At 59.6% G+C, this 20880-nt stretch carries 14 protein-coding genes; 7 read left to right on the top strand and 7 right to left on the bottom strand.

The window, feature by feature from the left end; genetic code table 11:
* Nucleotides 1-73: 73 nt before the first annotated feature.
* Genes MU848_RS13680 through MU848_RS13665 form a run of 4 tightly spaced genes read right to left on the bottom strand, consistent with a single transcriptional unit; the run spans nucleotide 74 to nucleotide 3658 of the window.
* Entirely contained in the window at nucleotides 74-1090 is a 1017-nt protein-coding gene (locus MU848_RS13680; protein WP_247233308.1) for a sugar phosphate isomerase/epimerase family protein, read from the bottom strand.
* Nucleotides 1091-1100: 10 nt separating this feature from the next.
* A complete protein-coding gene (locus tag MU848_RS13675) occupies nucleotides 1101-2234 on the bottom strand; it encodes a Gfo/Idh/MocA family protein (RefSeq protein WP_247233305.1) in 1134 nt (377 codons plus the stop codon).
* Nucleotides 2235-2237: 3 nt separating this feature from the next.
* Nucleotides 2238-3074: a 3-keto-disaccharide hydrolase gene (locus tag MU848_RS13670; RefSeq protein WP_247233303.1), complete on the bottom strand. Its 837-nt coding sequence runs from the start codon at nucleotides 3072-3074 to the stop codon at nucleotides 2238-2240.
* Nucleotides 3071-3658, bottom strand: a complete 588-nt coding sequence (locus tag MU848_RS13665) for a TetR/AcrR family transcriptional regulator (protein WP_247233301.1) — start codon at nucleotides 3656-3658, stop codon at nucleotides 3071-3073. Before MU848_RS13665 ends, MU848_RS13670 begins: the two co-directional genes overlap by 4 nt.
* A 102-nt stretch (nucleotides 3659-3760) precedes the next feature.
* On the opposite strand from MU848_RS13665, the gene MU848_RS13660 reads away from it, so the two are divergent.
* The 5 genes from MU848_RS13660 to MU848_RS13640 all read left to right on the top strand — a co-directional run bounded on the left by MU848_RS13660 (nucleotide 3761) and on the right by MU848_RS13640 (nucleotide 11614).
* The gene (locus MU848_RS13660) at nucleotides 3761-4645 is read left to right on the top strand and encodes a sugar phosphate isomerase/epimerase family protein (RefSeq protein WP_247233299.1); all 885 of its coding nucleotides are present in this window, start codon (nucleotides 3761-3763) and stop codon (nucleotides 4643-4645) included.
* A complete protein-coding gene (locus MU848_RS13655; RefSeq protein ID WP_247233297.1) occupies nucleotides 4642-5712 on the top strand; it encodes a Gfo/Idh/MocA family protein in 1071 nt (356 codons plus the stop codon). The genes MU848_RS13660 and MU848_RS13655 overlap by 4 nt, the downstream gene beginning before the upstream one ends.
* Nucleotides 5697-6491 carry a hypothetical protein gene (locus tag MU848_RS13650; protein WP_247233295.1) on the top strand — a complete coding sequence of 265 codons (795 nt, stop codon included), beginning with the start codon at nucleotides 5697-5699 and terminating at the stop codon, nucleotides 6489-6491. The genes MU848_RS13655 and MU848_RS13650 overlap by 16 nt, the downstream gene beginning before the upstream one ends.
* Complete coding sequence (locus MU848_RS13645) at nucleotides 6492-7736, top strand: MFS transporter (RefSeq protein WP_247233292.1); 1245 nt, start codon at nucleotides 6492-6494, stop codon at nucleotides 7734-7736.
* A gap of 1478 nt (nucleotides 7737-9214) precedes the next feature.
* The gene (locus MU848_RS13640) at nucleotides 9215-11614 is read left to right on the top strand and encodes a TonB-dependent receptor (RefSeq protein ID WP_247233290.1); all 2400 of its coding nucleotides are present in this window, start codon (nucleotides 9215-9217) and stop codon (nucleotides 11612-11614) included.
* Between the two features lie 102 nt (nucleotides 11615-11716).
* Here the strand turns inward: MU848_RS13640 and MU848_RS13635 are convergent, their stop codons facing one another.
* Nucleotides 11717-14281 (bottom strand): beta-glucosidase family protein, encoded by a 2565-nt coding sequence (locus MU848_RS13635; protein ID WP_247233288.1) that lies wholly within the window; start codon nucleotides 14279-14281, stop codon nucleotides 11717-11719.
* A gap of 460 nt (nucleotides 14282-14741) precedes the next feature.
* Between MU848_RS13635 and MU848_RS13630 the strand changes: the two genes are divergently transcribed.
* Entirely contained in the window at nucleotides 14742-15443 is a 702-nt protein-coding gene (locus MU848_RS13630; protein WP_247233286.1) for a FecR family protein, read from the top strand.
* A 159-nt stretch (nucleotides 15444-15602) separates the two neighbouring features.
* On the opposite strand, the gene MU848_RS13625 is transcribed toward MU848_RS13630, so the two are convergent.
* Nucleotides 15603-16511 (bottom strand): LysR family transcriptional regulator, encoded by a 909-nt coding sequence (locus tag MU848_RS13625; RefSeq protein ID WP_247233284.1) that lies wholly within the window; start codon nucleotides 16509-16511, stop codon nucleotides 15603-15605.
* Nucleotides 16512-16686: 175 nt separating this feature from the next.
* On the opposite strand from MU848_RS13625, the gene MU848_RS13620 reads away from it, so the two are divergent.
* Nucleotides 16687-17799, top strand: a complete 1113-nt coding sequence (locus tag MU848_RS13620) for an S-(hydroxymethyl)glutathione dehydrogenase/class III alcohol dehydrogenase (RefSeq protein WP_247233275.1) — start codon at nucleotides 16687-16689, stop codon at nucleotides 17797-17799.
* Between the two features lie 371 nt (nucleotides 17800-18170).
* Here the strand turns inward: MU848_RS13620 and MU848_RS13615 are convergent, their stop codons facing one another.
* Nucleotides 18171-20381 (bottom strand): TonB-dependent receptor, encoded by a 2211-nt coding sequence (locus MU848_RS13615; protein ID WP_247233268.1) that lies wholly within the window; start codon nucleotides 20379-20381, stop codon nucleotides 18171-18173.
* Nucleotides 20382-20880 lie beyond the last annotated feature (499 nt).

Here is a 20880-nt window from a genome sequence, read left to right as displayed (position 1 = left end):
CTTGCGATCGCGGGTCATCTCAGTCGATCGTGTCCGATCAGCGGCCGTTCGGCTGAGCGCCAAAGCCAGCCTCTTAACCGCCCTTGGCAAAATCGTCGAAAGCCCGGTCAGTAACAGGGATGATATGCCGCGCGATAAAGGGCGCCCCTTCGCTGGCGCCTTGCTCGGGGTGCTTCAGCGCACATTCCCATTCCAAGACAGCCCAGCCCGGGAAGTCATATTGCGCCATCTTCGAAAAAATCTGCCCAAAATCTACCTGCCCGTCGCCAAGCGAGCGGAAGCGGCCCGCGCGGTCGATCCAGGACTGATATCCGCCGTAGACTCCGGTTCGGCCGGAGGGACGAAACTCGGCGTCCTTGACGTGGAAGCTCTTCACTCGCGTGTGATAGATGTCGAGGAATGCGAGATAGTCGAGCTGCTGCAGCACGAAATGGCTGGGATCATACAGTATGTTGGCACGCGGGTGCTGATCGACGCGGTCCAGGAACATCTCGAACGTCGCACCGTCATGCAAATCCTCCCCGGGGTGGATTTCAAAGGATACATCCACCCCATTGTCATCAAATGTGTCAAGGATCGGCCGCCACCGCCGAGCCAGCTCGTCAAAGGCTTCCTCGATCATGCCTGCGGGCCGTTGGGGCCAGGGGTAGAAATAGGGCCATGCCAAGGAACCCGAGAAAGTGGCATGGGCGGTTAACCCCAGCCGCCGACTGGCCAGCGCGGCCAGCTTCAACTGCTCCACCGCCCATTCCTGCCGCGCATCCGGACGTCCCCGCACTTCAGGTGCCGCAAAGCCGTCGAACAGGGTGTCATAGGCGGGATGCACCGCGACCAGCTGCCCTTGCAGGTGCGTTGAAAGCTCAGTGATTGACAGGCCCTTGTCGCCAAGCTCCCCCAGGATCTCGTCGCAATAATCCTGGCTGTGTGCCGCGGTGGCCAGATCGATGAAGCGCGGGTCGTTGGTCGGTATCTGCAACCCCTTGTAGCCAAGGCTCGCCGCCCAATCCGCGATGGCGTCCAGCGAGTTGAAAGGCGCGTCGTCACCGATGAACTGCGCCAGGAAAATCCCAGGCCCCTTGATCGTTCGCATTTAAGTTCCTTCACACGATGAGAGGGGCCCAGCCGCTTTCATCGCGGCTGGCGTGAACGGCGGTTTCGATCAGCGCCATGCCGCGCAGACCATCGGCAATGCCTGGCAACAATGGCGCTTTGCCCCCGCGTAGCAACATGGCGAAGTCACGATAGAGGTTGGCGAAAGCTTCCAGATAGCCCTCCGGATGCCCACCGGGCGTCCGCAGCCTGGCCGTTGCGTCCGCGCCCAGCGACGCATCGCCCGCCTGGACCAGCTCCGTGCGCCCGTCGCTATGATGAACGACCAGCATGTTGGGCGTTTCCTGCCGCCAATCGATCCCGCCACGATCGCCATGGATACGCAGGCGCAATCCGTTGCGTTCGCCGATCATGATCTGGGAGGCGAGCAGCGCACCGCGCGCGCCGTTCTCAAAGCGCAGCAGCAGCTGGCAGTCATCGTCCAGCGCACGGCCGGGCACCACCGAGCCAAGATCTGCGAGCAACTGCGTCACCCGAAGGCCGGTCACGAACTCCGCCAGGTGAAAGGCATGGACGCCGATATCCGCGATGCAGCCACCCGGTCCTGCGCGTTTGGGGTCGAGCCGCCACGCCGCCTGCTTGCTGTCGGTCGCGGTGGCAAGCCAGCCTTGGGGATATTCGACGATCACCTTCGTCACGCGGCCGATCGCGCCGTCCGCGACGCGCGCGCGCGCTTCGCGGACCAGCGGATAGCCTGAATAGGTGTAGGTCAGCGCATAGGGTACATCGGCGCCAGCCACGATATCGGCCAATTCGCGCGCTTCCTCCAGCGTCGCGGTCGCCGGCTTGTCGCTCATCACTGCAATGCCAGCCTCCAGCGCCGCGCGCGCGGCAGGCAGGTGATGATGATTGGGGGTGGCGATTGTGACGAAGTCTATCCCGTCGGGTCGCACCGCCTCCGCCCTCAGCATCGTCGCCACGTCAGGATAGGCGCGCGCCGGATCGACCCGGAAAACTGCCCCCGCTTCCGCCGATCGCGCATTGTCGCTGCTGAAAGCGCCAGCGACTAATTCTATCTCTCGGTCCAGTTCGGCGGCGATCCTGTGCACACTGCCGATGAAGGACCCGGGGCCTCCGCCGATCAGGGCAAAACGCAGGCGCCGGCCATCTTTTTCGCTCTTCACTCTTCAGCCCTCTTTGATCCTGATGTTCCGCCATCGGCAGGCCGCTCCAGGTCCCCAGCGCGCCTCGCCAAAATTGGAATCATGGTCGTGCACTTCGAATGCGATATGTCCGCGCTCTCCCAACAGGGCACCGACTGCGGCGGGGTCATAGCCGGGCGATCGAAGGGCGGCGGTATCCACCTGCGCAATCTGCAGTCCATTGACCCATGTCGTGATGACCGGCAACGCGCCGCCCACGCAGCGGATGCGCAACTCGTTCCAATCGCCCCATCGCCAGACGGCCAGGAAGTCCTCCACCTTCGCGGCATAGGATAGACGCCTGATCTTGTCTGGCGTCACCGGTTCCGCGCTGGCCGCAGGATCGTCGACCTTAAGACCGATTGGTAGGCCCTTGCTGTCCAGCACGGCGTCGATCGCGAAAGGCACGGCGGAAAAGCCGGCCAGCCCATTGCCGTAAAAGCCGCCGATGCCGCCCGATGGACGATGATCCACCAATATCTGGAAACCTTCCCAGCTGTCGCGCTGGCGGCGCACCATCACACCGGTATCGGCAGGCCAGTCGGGGCGCATCTCCAGCACTAGTTCGAAATCGCCGAACGTCTCTTCGGACAGCAGATAACCGCCATAGCCCAAGCTTGCCTGACGGCCTACGATCGCGCCGTCCTCGACCGTCCATATCGCCGGATGCGCCTCCGGGTCGGCAGGCGTTTGGATCCCATACTGCGCCATCAGGTCAGTGACGGCCGGTCCGCCGGGATTCCAACGGCCATAGACGCGTGGAATCGCCCGCCATCCGGCAAGCGTGCTCCCATCGAACAATGTGCGAAATTCGTCCGTCATTTTCGCCCTTCGCCATTTCCAAGCAGCAGTTCAATCTCGGTTTCCAACGCCGCGGCCATGTCGATCGAACGATCGACCAGCCAGCGCACCTGCAGGCCGTCCGACTGGGCAATCAGCATCATAGCAGCGTGATCGGCGTCCAGCGCGGCCGCCACAACTCCCGCCGCCTGACGCCTGCGGATTTCATCGGCGATATAGGATTGCAGGACGGCAAAGCGCGCCTGGAAAAACTCATGCGCAGGGTGGGACGCGTCCACCGCTTCGGCTGCAAAAGCGGTATAGAGCTGCACAAGCCCGGGACTGTTTGTGTTGCGCCTGGCCCCTTCCACCAGCCCCGCAAAGACATCCTCGCCTGTGGTCAGTTGAGCTGCATTGTCCTCGTCCCACATGCGCAGCACTTCCTGCAGCAGCATCTCTCGGGACGAGAAATAATAGATGATATGCGCGCTATCGATGCCGATGCTGCGGCCGATCTGACTGAGCGACGCGCCCCGATAGCCTTCACGACTGATAACCTCGACCGCCGCGCGCAGAATCTCGTTCCGCCTTTCCTGGCCTTTTGCATAGGGTCCGCGCTTCTTCATTCGGTGGCCATAACATCAGCATTCCCGAAAATATAGTTGTCCTTAATTTTTAGTATCGCTATAGGTTCAGGCAGCGAGCCGAGCCGCAAGGGAGGATGTTCATTGAAACGCGTCGCAATCAACCCGCTCCCCTGGGTAACTGGCCCGATGGGGCCGCACGTTACTGAACAGAATTTGCGAGAAGCCCTGACTGATCTGGTGCAGACAGGCTTTCGCTCGCTCCACACCGATGTTCCCGCGAGAATGAACGTCGCGGAATATAGGTCGATCTTGGACGAATTCGGCTTCACTCCCGCGCCGGGCTATTTCGCCGGGGACTTTCATGTCGCCGAAAAGCAGGCGGCTATTGTCGAACAGGCAAAGGCGCATGCTGGCACCCTTGCTGCGCTGGGCGTCGACAGCACCTTCGTCGCGGGCAATATCGACATGGGGCGCTTCACCAATCCTGCCGTTGGCTACAACGCGTCCGCCGACCGGACCAAGCGGATGGCCGAAACGCTCGCTCGCGCGGCGGATGCGGGCTTTGCGGAAGGGGTCCGCTTCGCCCTGCACCCGCATGTCGCGATGATCATCGAGACCGAGGAGGAAACGCGCGGCGTGCTCGACATGACCGCCGGGTCTCACCTTGGTTTCGGGCCTGACACCGGCCATCTGCTGTGGGCTGGAATGGTGCCGGAACAGATCATCGCCGACTATGCTGATCGGTTGGTGGCCGTGCACCTGAAGGACGTGGACCAAGCCGGCTTCCGCCGGGCGCTTCGCTATGAAGATGATTATATGACGGCGATCGGCACGCGGCACATCTGGAGCGAGCCGGGCCGGGGTATCGTGAATTTCGATGCCGTCTTCAACGCGCTGCCTGCCGATTTCGACGGGTGGTTCGTGGTTGAAGTCGACATACCGAACCTGCCCACGCCGCTGGAAAGCAGCCGCGCTTCCTATGACTTTCTCGCGTCCCATCCCTATTTTGCTGGAGCCACGGCATGAACATGGTCAAGCCACTAGGCGTCGGCTTTGCAGGCGCGGGCCCTGTCACGCAGGCGATTCACCTGCCGACGCTCGCCCATCTGCCGGATCTCTTCACGCCCGCCTGCGTGATGGACGTCAACGGCGATCTGGCTGCTGCGGTCGCGGTCAGCGCGGGCGCACGTTCCGTCACGTCGCTCGACGCGATGCTCGCCGATCCGGCGGTAGATGTCGTCGCGGTCTGCAGCCCCCAGCAGTTCCACGCCGATCAGGTGATCGCGGCCCTGCGCGCAGGCAAGAAGGCCGTGCTGTGCGAAAAGCCCTTGGCGAACAGCGCCGATGAAGCGCGCGCGATCGCGGAGGTCTCGGCGGAAACCGGTATCCCCGTAATCCTGGGCGCGATGCATGTCTTCGATCCCGGCTGGATCGCGGTGAAGGATATGCTCGGAGACCTGGTCCCCAAGGCGCGCAGCATCCGGTCCAGCATCGTGCTGCCGCTGAACGACCGGTTCGAAAATTGGGCGACAGAGGTGACCGGGCGGCCTGACATGGCCTTCTCCATGCCCGACGAAATTACGCCGGATATGATCCGCCAGATGTTCCACACCTTGATCCTGGGTTTGGCGGTGCATGATCTGCCGCTGGTGCGCGCCTTCCTGCCGGACTGGCGCGACCTGGAAATCTGGTCGGCGCGCCAGCTCGCGCCTTTCGGCTATCTGATCGCCGGTCAGGCGGGCGGCCGCGCGGTGCAGCTTGCCGGGACCATGCATGGCCATGGTGAAGCCTATTGGGACTTGGAAGTCGCTACCGATGCGGAACTGCTCCGCATTCGCTTCACCCCATCCTACGTCCACGGCGGTTCAGCCGTCGCGACGATCACCGACGCATCGGGCGCCGTTCGCCAGATCGGTCCTTTCGACCGCAACGGCTATGTCGAAGAATGGCGCGCGCTTTATGCGGCTGCACATGGCGACCATGGTGCCATACCCTCGCTCGACACCGTCGCGGAGGATTTCGACTTTGTGATCGATGTCGCCAACAAAGCCAGTGCCAGTGCGATCGGAGAACTGTCATGCCCCTGCCACTGACCATCGCCGCCGAAGCGCTCGGCCTTCAGCACAGGCTACGTAAGACGCTGGCCACCCTGCCACTGTCCTATCGCGCTCCAGCAGACAGCGCCGCCGCCTCAATCATGTTCATCGCTGGAACCAGCGACTGGGCGGCACGCGCGACGGCCGCGGTAGAGGCGGGAGCGCGCGGCGTCATCATCGCCGATCCGGGCATCACCGACCCAGACGCGATCCTCACCCTCGCCGATCGGGCAAACCAGGCGGGCGCAGTCGTGGAACTGGCGGAACGCTATGCGGGCGATCCGACGCTACTACGTCATCGTGCCGACCTCATCCAGCATCTGGCGGCGACGTCGACCATCCTGATCAGCCAAGTGGGTGACTTCGCTACGCCCGCCAATGCCGCGTTGGACATGGTGCGCACGGCGCACGCCCTCGGCCAGCCGCTTTCCCTCACCCATATCTGGCAGGCATCCCACGCCGTTGTCGTGCGCGGCACGGCAGGCGAAAAGCTTTTCGAAGCGATTGCCACGAGCGGCACCGGCGGCGGTGGCCAGCGGATCGACGCGCTGGGCTTCGGCCGCACCTTACGTTTCTCGCTCAGGGGTGACGGATCGGCCAGACCTTCGGATCTCAGAATTGGGAACGCAAAGGGCGAGCGGAAGCTGTCGCCGGTCTACGAAAGCGTGGATCGTGCGGCATGGTTGCGGGTTCATGCCGCACTTGATCGCGGCGAACCGGACGGTCTGGCATTGCGGCAGTTCGCAGCCGACATCACCATGATCCAGGCTCTCTGAATGGCCAGCACGGCCGACGGTCGCGCAAGCGGCGCATTCATCGCGGCCTATTGGATCGCACAATGCGGCAACTGGCTGGGCCTCATCACCCCGGTCACGCTGACAATCGCCATGCGCATCGCGCAGATTGCTGATCCTGCGCACAAAATGAGTCAGCTCGGCATGATCTTGGGCATCGGCGCGCTTGCCTCGATCATCGCCACCCCTGTTTGGGGCCATATTTCCGATCGCACGACCGCGCACATCGGCCGGCGCAAGCTGTGGATGATCGTGGGCGTTGCGGGCGGCGGCGCGGGCCTGCTGCTTATGAGCGCCACGAGCAACATCATGGTGTTCGGCCTGGGATGGGTCATCGCCCAGATCGGCTTCAACGCCAATCAGGCCGCGCTCAACGCCCTGTTGCCTGATCAGGTGCCAGAAGCGCAGCGAGGCCGCGTGTCCGGGCTGTTGGGCCTCACCATCATCGTCGGCGTGATGGTGGGCACATTCCTCACCCAATTCACGACGGGCAGCCCTTATCTGCTGTTCATGGTGCCATGGATGGGCACCGTCCTAAGCCTCGCGGTGATCCTGCCGATGTTCAAGGACGGGCCAGCCGCCGCGATGGTCGACGCCTGTGGCGGCGTCCGGCAGTTTTTGGGCTCGTTCAGCATCAGCCCGCGCGAACATCCCGATTTCTACTGGGTATGGATCAGCCGCTTCCTCGTCATCATGGGCATGTCCTATATCCAGGTTTATGCCGTCTATCTCCTGTCCGATCGGCTGCATCAACCAATGTCGGACGTCCCCCGGCTGATGTTCATCAATGGGAGCATCGGCGCAACCATCACGATCGCAGTTTCACCGCTCTCCGGGTGGCTCTCGGACAGGATTGGCAGGCGCAAACCCTTCGTCATCGTCGCCGCTATCATTGGGGCCATCGGACTCGTGACGATCGGCATGGCGCAGACCGTGCTTCAATTCCTGATAGGATCGGCGATCGCGGGGGTCGGCATGAGCGTTTATTATGCGGTCGACCTTGCCTTGGTGGCGGCTGTTCTTCCCGATCCGGACAACAGCGCCAAGGACATGGGCATTTTCCAGATCGCCAATACCCTGCCGCAATCGCTCGCCCCGCTCATGGCACCAGCTTTTCTAGCGATAGGTGCGATGCAGGGCGGCAATTATCCGGCCGTGTTCATAGCTGCCTCGGCGTTCGCGTTGCTCGGCGCCGGAGCTATCCTGCCGATCAGGAAAAGCTCTTAAAGAGGCTGGTCCAAAAATCCGGCAAACTGATTGGCTACTCGCCGACGATATGACAGGCACTAAAAAAACTGCGCTCTGCACCGTGGTGCATAAGACCTTCAAATGCGCGTTAACGCGTTAAGCTGCTTGAACGTGTAGCAAACAGAGCTTTGCGGAGTTCAACCGATGTCAGGTCTCGGCCTAATCGGTCAATCGAACCATGGTAACTTAACGCCTGTGTCTGGTCGGGAGGAGCCATCCTGAGGATGGCAGCTATCGCGACCTTTTGGCTCCGAACCTGACAGGCGCCTGCCCGGCCAGTCGCAGCCCAAAAACTGAAAAAGCAGACTGACCGGACTGAGCGCGCAAAATTTGGCGCTGAGCGTCTTAGAAGGGTCGGTATTAGCCCTGCCCTCGAATAAAATGCCCCCTCTTTCAACATATATTTCACAATCTTCGCGCCCGCGCGTAACTGAGTCTCTCGTTGCATCGGGGGGTGTCGCCCCCGTGGCATCATATTGCAGTCGCGACGAATTTTTTCAGGGGATAGTAATTGGCTCGAACTTCAGTCTATGACATGGCTTTCGACGCTTGATGCGTCAGCGAAATTTCGGCAGTCAAATCTCGATCGCGAAGGGAGTGGTGCGCCGTCCAGTGCGCGCTCCCGCAACTAATAGCATAAGCCCGATACGCCACCCCCACAGGGCGGCGTTCGCGTTTAACCCAAAGACCGCGACATCTCACACGCTGGATACGATCCCCGCCTCCACGCCCCCAAGCGCCCTTGGCATACATCGCCGCGCTCTCGACCTGCGGGGGCAGTACGGCGGTGCCTTCGCCCTGTAGACCGCAAACCCTTCCGATAACTCCTCTAAGAGGTGTGAGATGAGAAAATTCGAGCGATTGGCCGTGAAGGCGCAATTCGGACAAGGCGCAGCTTGACCTCTGCCTTCTCCGCTTCGTAATCTGCGGGCAGCTTTGTGAAGGTGGGGCTGAGTGCGCCGCTCAGCATGTTTGCCGCGAAATTCTCCAGCTCGTTTTAACGATAGCAGGGCGCTTTTTAGCGCGTGGTCCTCATCGGCTCCCCGGACCGTGATTTTCGCCATACCCGGGTAAACGACGCGACGAATAGGTGCGCAGGAGGCCAACAAGCAGTTATGCGCATGACAAGGACACATTCCCGCAATGTAGTTGACGTTCTAATCGCCTCTGATAAGCTGTTGCCATAAAAGGTGATCTAGTCAGGATCACATTAGGTAGGGGTGGATACTGTAGTCACGTGCCTGGCGTGGACTAGAAGCACGTGCCTAACGTTTTTCTCTTGCCTGACAAGAAATTGGGGAGGCATGGGATCGGATGTTCCGGTGACCTCTTCGAGTAGCAGGGAGGGGATCATGCGAATGCATTCAGCTAATCGTATCGTTACGCTCGCGTGCGGAGTTTCCGCGCTCGTCATGCCGGCTGTTGCATTCGCGCAGGCCCAGCAAGCACAGAACTCAATGAGTAACGACAGCTTGATTTCCTCGAGCAATGACATCATCGTTACAGCCACACGCCGTGAAACTACTATCCAAGACACACCGATGGCGATTGATGTTGTTACTGGCGAGGATGTTCAGAAATTAAATATATTCGATACCAAGGAACTACAGAACCTATCGCCCGGTCTTGAACTCAGCAATACAACTGGGCGCAACAATACCGCTTCATTGCGTGGCATCGCGTTTGATCCCGATGGTGGCACCTCGCCTGCTGTCGAAGTGTTCTATAACGAAATTCCCGTCAATGCGAATACGGTGTTCACGGCGATCTACGACCTTGGCCAAGTAGAGGTGCTGCGCGGCCCGCAAGGGCTGTTCCGTGGGCGCACTTCGCCTGCCGGGGCGCTCCTGTTCGGGACCAAGCGCGCCAACTTCACGGAGGCTGAAGGGTACGCACAGATGACGGGCACCACTCAAGATGCCGTCAACATCCAGGGCGGCGTTTCCGTCCCTTTGATTTCCGACAAGGTCGCGGTCCGCATTTCGGGCCTCTACGACAAGAATGCCGTTTCGGGGGTCAGTACGATAACGGGGAGGGAATCGCGCAACCGGACCTATAGCGGTCGCGTTTCGTTGAGCCTGCGGCCCTGGGAGGGCTGGACGACATATATTATGTACCAGCATCTCGATGCTAAGCTGACGCCCTATATCCTAGTGTTCGGACCAGGCAACACGGTAGGCGCGAACAGCACAGGCCCCGCGTTGGCGATCAGCGATCGAAAGTCCGTAATCGAGGGACCGCTCGAGTTTCGCAACAAGTCGGACATCCTCACCGTCAACTCGACCCTGGAACTGGGCGGTGTCGACGTCGTCGCCAACCTGGGCTATCAGAACACACGCCTGTTCCAACTACGCGATCAGGACATCGGGAACGCCATTCCAAATTTCGCGACCATCCAGGACCTTTACACGTCGTTCAAGAATTACAATGCCGAACTGCGGCTTGAATCCGACAATAGTAGCCGCTTTACCTGGTCGATTGCGGGGGATTTCCATGACAACAGCAATTTCGTACCGCTGCATACCGACCAGCACTCCTTCTCTCCGACCGGCGTAGTCGGACCAACCTGCATTCTTGCGCTGGGCAATGCCTGCTATGAACGTGCATCGGTGGAGCTGACGATCAAGTCGCGTGGATGGGGCCTTGCTGGCACTGTCGGCTACCAGCTGACCGACGCCATCAAGTTCACCGGCGGCATACGTTATAGCAACGACAAGACCGTTCGCGATCAGCTCGCGGTCATCAACCCAATCACCGGAGGCGGATTCCCTGGATTTTTCTTCGGTTCGCCTGCGCCATTCCTGCCGCTCTGCAGCAACTTCGGACCTGATTCGCCGTTCATACCGGGCGGCTTGGTAAACTTCTACAAGTTCAACTCTGTTGGATCTTCGCCGTTCATCACCGTCGATCCCAACGGTGTTTGCGGCCTTGGAACCTCCTCACATGTCGTGAGCCGCAACAAATTGTGGTCGGGCGGTGCCAATGTGAACTGGGAAATCAACCCTGACGTAAACGCCTATTTCAGCTACGGACGAACGCAACGGCCCGGGCCGCCCGCGGTCGCGGTGACAGCGCAGGTCGGCCAACAATATTTGCAGGCGAAGAACGAAACCGCCGATGGTTTCGAACTCGGCGCCAAGGCCAGTCTTCTCAATCGTCGCATGACTCTCAACGTCGCGCTATTCTATCAGAAGTTCAAAAACTTCCTTAGCTACGAACCGGCGCTGTTCGCGATTGAGCCGACCGGCCGCGTGACCACAATCGCCGTTCCGACCAACGGCAACGCGGACGTCAAGGGCATCGAGATGCAGCTCGGCTACCGGCCGACGAATAATATCGATCTGGGCGTGAACGCCGCCTATGCCAAGTCAAAATATACCAGCCCGGTGTTCTGCAACATCGTCGATGCGAACGGAAATCCGGTACTACCCGCCGCTCCGGCAGACATCACCAGCGGTCTTCCACAAACCGCCACCTGCCTTGGACGTCCTCTGTCGGACTCTCCTGAGTTTACTGCGACTCTAAACGGAGAAATTCGTTTCCCGATAGGCGCGCAAGTGATGCCATTCATCCGTGGCAATGCGAACATTCGCCCTGCCTTCACGTCGGAGCGGTCGAACTACCGCTATCCAACCGACATTCGGCTCGATCTGTTCGTTGGGCTGCGCAGCGAGGACGACCGTTGGGAGCTGACCGCTTTCGTCAAGAACCTGCTCGACCAAGACCGGCTCCGCTCGGTAAGTCCAAGCACTTTCCGCCTGCAATCTACTGCCGGGACCTTCATCGACTCAGGTTATCGCACCGCCTCAATCAATGCGCCGCGTGAGTTCGGCGTCAGCGGACGCTTTAGCTTCTGACAAAGTGCCAATGTTCCACGCGCGCCCGGGCACACTTACGGCTGCCTGGGCGCGCCGATCCTTCCTGTCACCAGCCAAGCCGTGATGAGCGCTGTCCGTATGTCACTTTCGGTAGCTGAATCGTCCAGCCAGCATGAGATCGATCGGCGATGATGACTTACCCAGCCACAAAGCAAATTGTCCTTCAGGGACAACCCATTTTTGTTCCGTTTCACGCCACACACTTAGCGGGTGATTGCTGGCGGCGGGATCGATAATGATCTCTACCTCCTTGCGTTCGCCCGGTTGGAGCTCCACGCGTTCGAACCCTACCAGGCGCTTGGGCGGTTGGGGTGCTCCGGCTGCGTCAGCGCTGCGCGGAAGAGCAAGATAGGCCTGAACCACTTCGGCGCCCGCCATCTTGCCGGTGTTCGCGACAACGGCTTTGGCACGATAAAGTTTTGCTGTTGGATCATAAGCCACCGTCATGTTCGACATGGCGAAACTGGTGTAGGAAAGTCCGTGGCCGAAGGGGAAGGCCACGCACGGGTTGCGGCCTTTCACCAGTTTGCAATTGCCACTCACATTGGCGTCATACCAGCGATAGCCGATGTTCAGGCGCTCGGCATAGCGCACCGTCTGCTTCTTTGTTGCTTCGTCATAGAGGCCGGGAAACTGTTCGGCGCTCACATTGTCCAGAAAGCCCTTGCCCACATAGGGGAAGGTGACTGGCAGCTTGCCGGAAGGATTCTTGATCCCGAACAGCAGTTCGGCGACGATATTTCCGTCTTCCTGACCCGGGAACCAGCTTTCCAATATGGCCGGACCGCGGGGTCCTACCAGATGCGGGTCCATCGCGACGCCCGCATTGTCCTTGAGCACCAGTACAGTCTTGCGGTTCATGCTGACCCCCGTGCGGGAGGGCGCCGCGAGCAGCGCCTTTATCATCGCGACAGTCTGGCTGTTCCGCGCCGCATTCCTTCCGTTGGTGAGAGCGATGACATTGGATCGCGGCGCATACCAATCCAGATTGTCGCCTGCTGCCGCAGATCCGGCCAACTGACGCCCGCTTGCGCCAGCGAAGGTCGCCCGATCAGCGCCTTCTTCGGAGATGGTGCCCGCCATGATGATGACGGCATCAGCCGCCCCCGCCTGCGCGGTCACATCGGCAAAACTAACCCGCGCCCCATCGATGGTCGCAGACATGTTCGCATCATCGACCAGTGCGAGTTTCACCGCAGCACCCGAATTACCCAGCGACTTCAGCACATTGCGCAGGCCTTCCACCGGCGTCACCGTGTAATGCGGCACCACGTCGGAACTGCCGCCGCCGGATCCCATCGGCTCGCCTGGAAGTGACCCACCCGCCACGGCCTGCTGCGCGTAGACCTGGGAGCCCTTGCCGATCACCATGACGGATTGGACATCCCGGCGGAAGGGAAGCGCGCCTCCATTCTGAAGCAGCACTGCCGCGCGCGTGCCGATGTCGCGGGCCTTGCGCCCATTCTCCTCGACTGCCATCGGCGTCTGCACCAGCGGACGTTCGAAAATCCCGGCCTTGAACATCTGGGTGTAGCGCCGCTCCAGTGCGGTATTGATGTCGGCGGCCGTGATCTCACCCTTCGACAAGGCGCTGCCCAGCTTATCGACTGACCAGAAAAGCGGCGTCGGCATCTCATTGTCCAACCCGGCTTTCAACGTCGCAGCCGTGCTCTTCATCGCGAAGAAATCCGATTGCACATAGCCGGTGAACCCCCATTCGCGGCGCAGCACGCCCGTCAGTATATCTTCATTCTCACAGGAGGATTTGCCGTTCACATAATTATAGGCGCACATGACAGCGGCGGCACCTCCATCCTTCACACCCATTTCAAAGGGCAGCAGGTAGATCTCACGCAGCGTTTGCTGGTCCACCGTTTCCTGGATGGACATGCGGTTGGTTTCTTGTTCGTTGGCGACAAAATGCTTGAGCATGGCGATCAGCCCCTTTGACTGAACCGCTTTTGTCTCCGCCACGGCCATGACGCCGCTCAGATAAGGATCTTCGCCGAAATATTCGAAATTGCGGCCGAGAATTGGGAGGCGGGCCAAGTTGACGCCGGGCGCTTCGAATACATGTAAGCCAAGGCTGTGCATTTCATTGGCGATGATTTCGCCATAGGCGCTCGCCACATCGGGATCGAAGGAGGCCGCGATTCCCATGGCGGACGGAAGCGCGGTCGCCTTGGCCGAGCTGGGATGTGTGTAAGCCAGGCCCGCGGCCTTGGCGGCGCTGCCTGCCTTGGCCACCAGCTGCGCATCGACGCAATCATTCTGACCCAGGCCTACCGGCCCGTTTGTGACCCGAAACGTGGGAATCCCCAGCGCAGCAATCCCGCTAATATGTCGGCCGCCGAAACATTGGGGGAGTTCAGGCAGGATTTCAGGCGCGCTGCCTGTCAATTGCTGCATTTTTTGCGGGAGGCTCATCGCCTTCAACAGCAATTGCGCGCGCTGCCGCGCTACCGCCTCGCGCTGGTCAGCTTCGGACGCGCCGTCCTGACGCGCGATGATGTCTGGCGACATCCACGGCAGTGTCGCCGCGCGCGGCGTGTCGGCGAGGGACGCAGCAGGGGAGATAGCTCCAAGCAGCACCCAGGATCCCCAGGCCGAGGCTAAGGCCAAGCTTCTTCTGCTTGTCTTGATCATGGTATCTCCTCCCCGGTAAGCTTAATGACGCTGCTGTCAAAGTTCGTCCCTCTGACTGGTGCGCGTGTGATAAGTGACGGCAATTATGTGCCTCTATCGCCAGTAAGCCGACTGACTGCAATGGCGAGCTCTGAGGTTCGAAGATCGAGCGGCTGCCTTCAGGACCTAAATACCGAGAGTTGGTCCAAGGCAGGGAAAGGGCGGATTGCCCGGCGTCGATGGCGCGCGGCCCGCTGTTCGCCAGCAGATGGTTAAGCGCGGTGGGAGGAGGAAAAACGCTCCCTAGCGGTTGGGATAGCTTGCCCGACACCGTGTTCCCAGAAAGGAAAATCTGTACGCCGGGTTGGCGAGCGAAAAGCTTGAGCGCCACGCCGAGCGGCTAGGCGGGGATAGTCAAAATTACGCGGGGTGCGCGCTACCTGCGCCGCTGTGGCCGCGCGGTGTTGCAGCTGGATTATGCATGTCTGCCTTGGCGGCGGCTTTCCTGATGATCATGACGCCGCCCGCCGCCGAAGTTGCAAATGTCAGTACAGGTGTTGGTGAACGCAAGACGGTGACGATTGCGGACGGTTCTCATGTGACGCTCGATACCGACAGCGCCGTGGTGATCCGGCTCGATGAACAAGAGAGGCATGTCGCGTTGCGCCGAGGTCGCGCCAATTTCGCCGTGGCGCACGATCCACATCGTCCCTTTCATGTAACGGCGGAGGGACTTACAGTAACCGCGATAGGCACCGATTTCGATGTCTCCGCCATTTCCAGGCCGCCAGCGGTGATACTGATTGATGGCCGAGTGGCTGTAGAGGCGCGAAGCAAGACCGGCCAGGCAGATCGCGCCTTTCTGTCACCGGGCCAGCGTCTGACGCTGTCAGCAAGCGGGCGATTGACTAAACCGTCCAAGATCGACCTTGCGAGCGTAACAGGGTGGCAGGAGGACCGTTTGGACTTTACGAACGAAACAGCCAGCCAAACCATCATGCAGGCGAACCGATATTCGGTCCGTAAAATCCGCCTCTTAGACCAAGCTAGCGGCGGGAAGCGCCTGGAAGGTAGCTTCCGTGCCGGAGATACTGACGGATTGGCCGCAGCGCTGTGCGTTTTCCTGGATTTAAGGATCGTACAGAAGACTGACGAGATGCTGGTGCTAGATCGGGCCCGTTAATCGTCGCTTGTCCAGCTTGCCCAAGTATCTGGCGGTGGCGATATGAGTGATGCCGGGAGGCTGACAGAGGGAGGCCAGCGCTGATCGTCCAATTGTCCAATCGAGAGGTTCGACAAGGTGAGCGCCGACGCAAGTCCGCTGCACCATCTGCATTGATGCCTATTTCGAGGGATCAGGTGATCCGTACCGGCTGTTCATCGCGGGACCCAATTCATGGATAAGGCAGTCCACCACCTGATTAACCTTGGGCAGCAGATGCTTCCGTCGCGGATAGACGGCCCAGATCGGTTCATCGTCGGGCTGCACATCTTCTAGCAAAAGCTCAATCATGCCGTTCTGAAGATAGGGCAGAACATAGAAGTCGGGAAGCTGACAGATGCCCATTCCGGAAACGCAGGCCTCCATCACGGCATGTCCACTGTTGCACTTGAAACGGCCCTTGGGCTGGTGAATCACTTGCTGATCGCCGACCCTGAAGTACCAAGCACTTGCAGACCCCGCGATGCATTCATGCCCCGTCAAATCCTCAACACCAACCGGACGTCCTGCCGAAGCAAGATATTCAGGTGCCGCACATGTGTAGAGACGACGAGACGCTACACGTTTCGCTATGAGGCGTGGATCGGTCATTGTGCCTGTTCTAACTGCCAGGTCGAAATCTTCACCGACAATATCGATAATATGATTTGAAAGCTCAATCGAAACAGCGAGTTTACGGTGCTGCATGGCAAAGCGGTTAATGATAGGTGCCACGAACCGCTCACCTATCGCCGTTGAACAAGTTACGCGCAATTCCCCCTGAGGTGTGCTCCGATCTGCGATCAACGCGATGGCCTCATCTCGGGCGCTGGCGATACGCTCGCAGCGTTCAAAAAACACCTGACCCGTGTGGGTCAATTTGACGGCGCGAGTTGTGCGGTGAAACAGTTTGGCCTCAACCCGTTGCTCCAGCGCCTTGATCGATCGGCTGACATGAGTGGTCGACACGCCCAAGGCCTTCGCTCCGCGGGTGAACGAACCGAGCGTCGCGACGCTGATGAATTCGTCAATTCCGTCCCATCCGGACACTTGATTATCCCAACAGAGAAACAAAGCTGTGCACAATGACCATATTATCACTGATTTGAAATGGCGCTACAACAGTATCAACGAATGTTGGCGATGGAAGCGCGGGGGCGGATTTCGCGAGCGTATACGCTGAGTCCTGCTCTCTCTTCCATCATTGATCACCGAGAGGAACGAGATGAAGACCCGTGCCGCTGTTGCGCTCGAAGCCAAGAAGCCGCTTGAAATTATCGAGGTTGACCTGGAAGGTCCCCGCGCGGGCGAAGTGCTGGTGGAAATCATGGCGACGGGCGTTTGCCATACGGACGCCTATACGTTGGATGGCTTCGACAGCGAGGGTATTTTCCCCTCTATTCTCGGCCATGAGGGCGCCGGAATAGTGCGAGAAGTCGGACCGGGCGTTACCAGCGTGAAGCCGGGCGATCACGTCATTCCACTCTATACGCCCGAGTGCCGCCAGTGCAAAAGCTGTCTGTCCGGCAAGACTAACCTCTGCACCGCGATCCGGGCCACGCAGGGTAAGGGGCTGATGCCCGACGGGACCACCCGCTTTTCATACAAAGGGCAGCCGATCTTCCACTATATGGGCTGTTCGACCTTCTCCAACTTCACGGTTCTGCCCGAAATCGCGGTGGCCAAGATCCGCGAGGATGCGCCTTTCCAGTCCAGCTGCTACATCGGCTGCGGTGTCACGACGGGTGTGGGCGCGGTGATCAACACGGCCAAGGTGCAGGTAGGTGACAATGTTGCCGTCTTCGGGCTCGGCGGCATCGGTCTCAACGTGATCCAGGGCGCACGCCTCGCCGGTGCCAACAAGATCATCGGCGTCGACATCAATCCTGGCCGCGAGGAATGGGGCCGTAAGTTCGGCATGACCGATTTTCTCAACAGCAGGGGCCTATCGCGCGAGGAGACGGTGGCGAGGGTGGTAGAGATGACAGACGGTGGCGCGGACTATACGTTCGACGCGACGGGCAATACCGAAGTGATGCGCACCGCGCTGGAAGCTTGCCATCGCGGTTGGGGCACGTCGATCATCATCGGTGTGGCCGAGGCGGGCAAAGAGATCGCCACACGTCCCTTCCAGCTCGTCACCGGCCGGAATTGGCGCGGGACGGCTTTCGGGGGCGCCAAGGGCCGAACCGACGTGCCCAAGATCGTCGACATGTATATGAGCGGAAAGATCGAGATCGACCCGATGATCACCCATGTGATTGGCCTGGAGGAGATCAACACCGCGTTCGATTTGATGCATGCGGGCAAGAGCATCCGCAGCGTCGTGCTGTTCTGATGGACATGCAGGACGTCGACTGCTCAAGGCAGGCGCCGGACTCCACGGCATTAAGCTGTCGCACCACATTGCGGCATGTCGACCCGGCGCTTGTGCAACGGCTGGCGCTCCGCGTGCATTGCCGGAAGCCACAACATATAACGGAAGTCTTGGGTATCAGTCTGAACACCTGGGACAAGCTGCTTTGCGGCTTACCCATACGCGCAAGCGTTGCGAACCGCCTGGTTGCCCGCTTTGAAAACATATCTTGAAGGCTGAAAGAAGCAGGTTCAGCAAGGACAGGCTTGCTGACCGGCAACCTTATGTGGCGCTGATGCTTCGGACCGCCGGATCAATGGGGAGAGCCATCGAAACAGCTCTCCCCTTGATGCTTATCTTCCGTAATTCACTAACAATGTTACGCCATAGTAGCGAGGGCGCGTGTAGATGCTTTCCAGGAAGCCCAGGCTGGAAACATCCAGCGCATAGGTGCGGTATTTCTCTCCCGTGACATTCTTGGCAAAGGCGGTCAGGGTGAAGGGATCGAACTTGTAGCTTAAGCTCGCATCCAGCGTCTGATATGCCTTTTCGCGTTCCACCGGGGCGCACACGACGCTGAAGCAGAAGCCGCTGGTGAACGTCCCGTCCAGCCGGGCCGTCAGGTCGCCTGATCCCACAGGCAGGGTGTAGCTGACGCTCGCATTGCCGGACCAGCGAGGCGCCTGGGGCAGGCGGCTGTCGGTGACCGTCCCGTCGGGCAGCCCGATATCCTTGACCTTGCTCTTCAAATAGGAAAGGCCGCCTGAGATATTGAGGCCCTCCGTCGGCACGGCCGTTATTTCCAGTTCGCCGCCATAAACCCACGCGTCATGGTTGCTGATCGTCTGGACGAGATCGATCAGCGAGAAAGCCTGGTAATTATGATAGTCATAATAGAAGGCGGAGCCGTTGATCAGCAGGCGATTGTCCAGAAGCTTGGACTTGAAGCCGGCTTCATAAGACCACAGCACTTCGGGTCCATGCGGCAAGCGCGACACCACCACGGGGGCAGAAACCGGTGCTGAAAAATTGCCTGACTTCGTGCCGCGCGTGACACCTGCGAACAGCAAGATGTCGTCCGTGGGCGAATAGTCCAGCTGGATCTTGCCCGAATAGAGATTGTAGCGCTTGCGCGCGTCATCCGGGTAGAGGGACGGGTTGAACTCGATGATCTGGTTATCGGTTACGCCGCCGCTGGTCGAGGTGAAATCAAGACGGTAGTCGTCGGTCTTCTTGTCACGGGTGTAGCGCGCGCCGAGCGTCATCTTTAGCTTGTCGGTCAGCGAATATGTGCCCTGCGCGAATATCGAAGGCGATTTGGTGCGAATCGAATAGTCGGAATTTCCGGTGGAAAAATAGTCGAGCGCGATCAGATTATATTCGGCATGTGATTGGTAATGGCCGTCAATGTCGATATAGTTGACGCCCGCGACCCAGCGGAGGCGGCCGGTATCGCCTTCAGCGCGCAATTCCTGAGAAAACTGATGAAGATTGGTGCGCGGAGCGAAGACGCAGCCGTTCAACGGCGTTCCGTCACAATCCTCCTGATAAAATTTCCTCATCCGTTGATAATCGGTGATCGAGATGATCGTCACATCCCCCACGGTCCAGTCGATCCGGCCGGAATAGGCCTGGATCGTGCGGCTGAAGATGGACGGGATATTATTGTTGTTCTCATAAGTGCCATAGCTTGCCGGCTTTACATAACCGTTCGGATCGACGCCGGGGCCAGTGCCCCAGAAATCATCCGTCGGAGACTGTGTCACGCCGCGGCCATGATCGGCCGGCACGGCGGGCGTGTAAGTGTAGGTGCCACCCGCAATGGAATTGTCATCGCGTGACCGCATGGCACGCAGCAATATTTTGAGGTTGGGCGTGGGTTTCCAAAGAAGTTGGACACGGCCCGCAAACTGGTTGGTTTCACCGCTGTCGCCGATCGCGGGATTGTTGCTCTTGACGAAGCCATCCCTCTGGACTCGAGCAATGGCGAAGCGGGCGGCCAGTGTGTCGGAAACGGCGCCGCCAGCGCCTGCCTCGACCGCATAGCCGCCGTCGCTGAACCATGTCGCCGAAGCGTTGAGCGAAAAATCATCGGTGGGCTTGCGCGAGATATATTGGATGGCGCCGCCCGTGGCATTGCGACCAAAAAGCGTGCCCTGGGGACCGCGCAATACTTCCACCCGCTCGATGTCGAACAGGGGGAAGCCTGCGGTCGCCATGGAACTGAGATAGGAATCATCCTGATATACCGCGACCGGCGGTTCCAGCTGATCGGAATAGTCGTTCTGCGATACGCCACGAAGATTATAGACGGTCGTCGAAGGACTATAGGAATTATATTTGAGGGCGGGCACCAGCTTTACGATGTCCGTGCTGTCGACGATCGCCCTGGCTTGCAGATCCGATCCCGACAAGGCCGTAACCGACACCGGCACCTTTTGAAGATTTTCCTCGCGGCGCTGTGCTGTGACAACGATTTCCTGGATGCCCTGAGCGGGAGCAGATGCCCCCGCCGGCTCCTCCGTCTGCTGGGCCAGCGCCGCGGCCGGCAAGGTCATCATCATGGCAAGTGCTCCCAGGCTGGAGCCGCCGTGCCTGCATAACTGGTCTTTCAACTTCGACATACCCTTCGCTCCCTTTGTTGATCGAGTAGATATCAACAAGCGCAGGTTCGACTCCTGCATCTCTTACTATGAACGTATGTTCGTATCTAAAATGTCGGCTGTCAATATCTCATATGACTGGAAGCGGTCTTGACCAAACCAAAGCGGTAAAGGGTCTAAAAGAGGATGGAGAGGAAAAATCTACCGGTTGACACCACGATCCGAATCCTATTAGCATGAATACATATTCGTATTAAAACATGAGTGCCAGGTTACCGTTTCCCTGAAGCGGGGCTTGCATCGGAAGGGGTAGGGGATCGCATGGTGGAGATCCGAAGAAGCTTTCCCACCGCACCCATTTGCAAACTCGCTTTCCCGGCGAGTCCGCAAGAATGGGGATTGCCCGGCGCAGGCGAAGCGTCCCAGAATTTCATCAAGGCGGACAGCCTGGGGCGCCTTT

Origin of the sequence: Sphingobium agri (assembly GCF_023051225.1) — a bacterium.
Classification (GTDB): Bacteria; Pseudomonadota; Alphaproteobacteria; order Sphingomonadales; family Sphingomonadaceae; genus Sphingobium; species Sphingobium agri.
Note: the sequence above shows the minus strand (reverse complement) of the source record. Positions and strands in the feature narration are given on the sequence as shown.

Excerpts from the sequence above, each read along its gene's own strand:
- MU848_RS13680 (WP_247233308.1), bottom strand. The coding sequence starts at position 1,090 with ATGCGAACGATCAAGGGGCCTGGGATTTTCCTGGCGCAGTTCATCGGT.
- MU848_RS13670 (WP_247233303.1), bottom strand. The coding sequence starts at position 3,074 with ATGACGGACGAATTTCGCACATTGTTCGATGGGAGCACGCTTGCCGGA.
- MU848_RS13665 (WP_247233301.1), bottom strand. The coding sequence starts at position 3,658 with ATGAAGAAGCGCGGACCCTATGCAAAAGGCCAGGAAAGGCGGAACGAG.
- MU848_RS13655 (WP_247233297.1), top strand. The coding sequence starts at position 4,642 with ATGAACATGGTCAAGCCACTAGGCGTCGGCTTTGCAGGCGCGGGCCCT.
- MU848_RS13650 (WP_247233295.1), top strand. The coding sequence starts at position 5,697 with ATGCCCCTGCCACTGACCATCGCCGCCGAAGCGCTCGGCCTTCAGCAC.
- MU848_RS13645 (WP_247233292.1), top strand. The coding sequence starts at position 6,492 with ATGGCCAGCACGGCCGACGGTCGCGCAAGCGGCGCATTCATCGCGGCC.
- MU848_RS13640 (WP_247233290.1), top strand. The coding sequence starts at position 9,215 with ATGAGTAACGACAGCTTGATTTCCTCGAGCAATGACATCATCGTTACA.
- MU848_RS13635 (WP_247233288.1), bottom strand. The coding sequence starts at position 14,281 with ATGATCAAGACAAGCAGAAGAAGCTTGGCCTTAGCCTCGGCCTGGGGA.
- MU848_RS13630 (WP_247233286.1), top strand. The coding sequence starts at position 14,742 with ATGTCTGCCTTGGCGGCGGCTTTCCTGATGATCATGACGCCGCCCGCC.
- MU848_RS13620 (WP_247233275.1), top strand. The coding sequence starts at position 16,687 with ATGAAGACCCGTGCCGCTGTTGCGCTCGAAGCCAAGAAGCCGCTTGAA.
- MU848_RS13615 (WP_247233268.1), bottom strand. The coding sequence starts at position 20,381 with ATGATGATGACCTTGCCGGCCGCGGCGCTGGCCCAGCAGACGGAGGAG.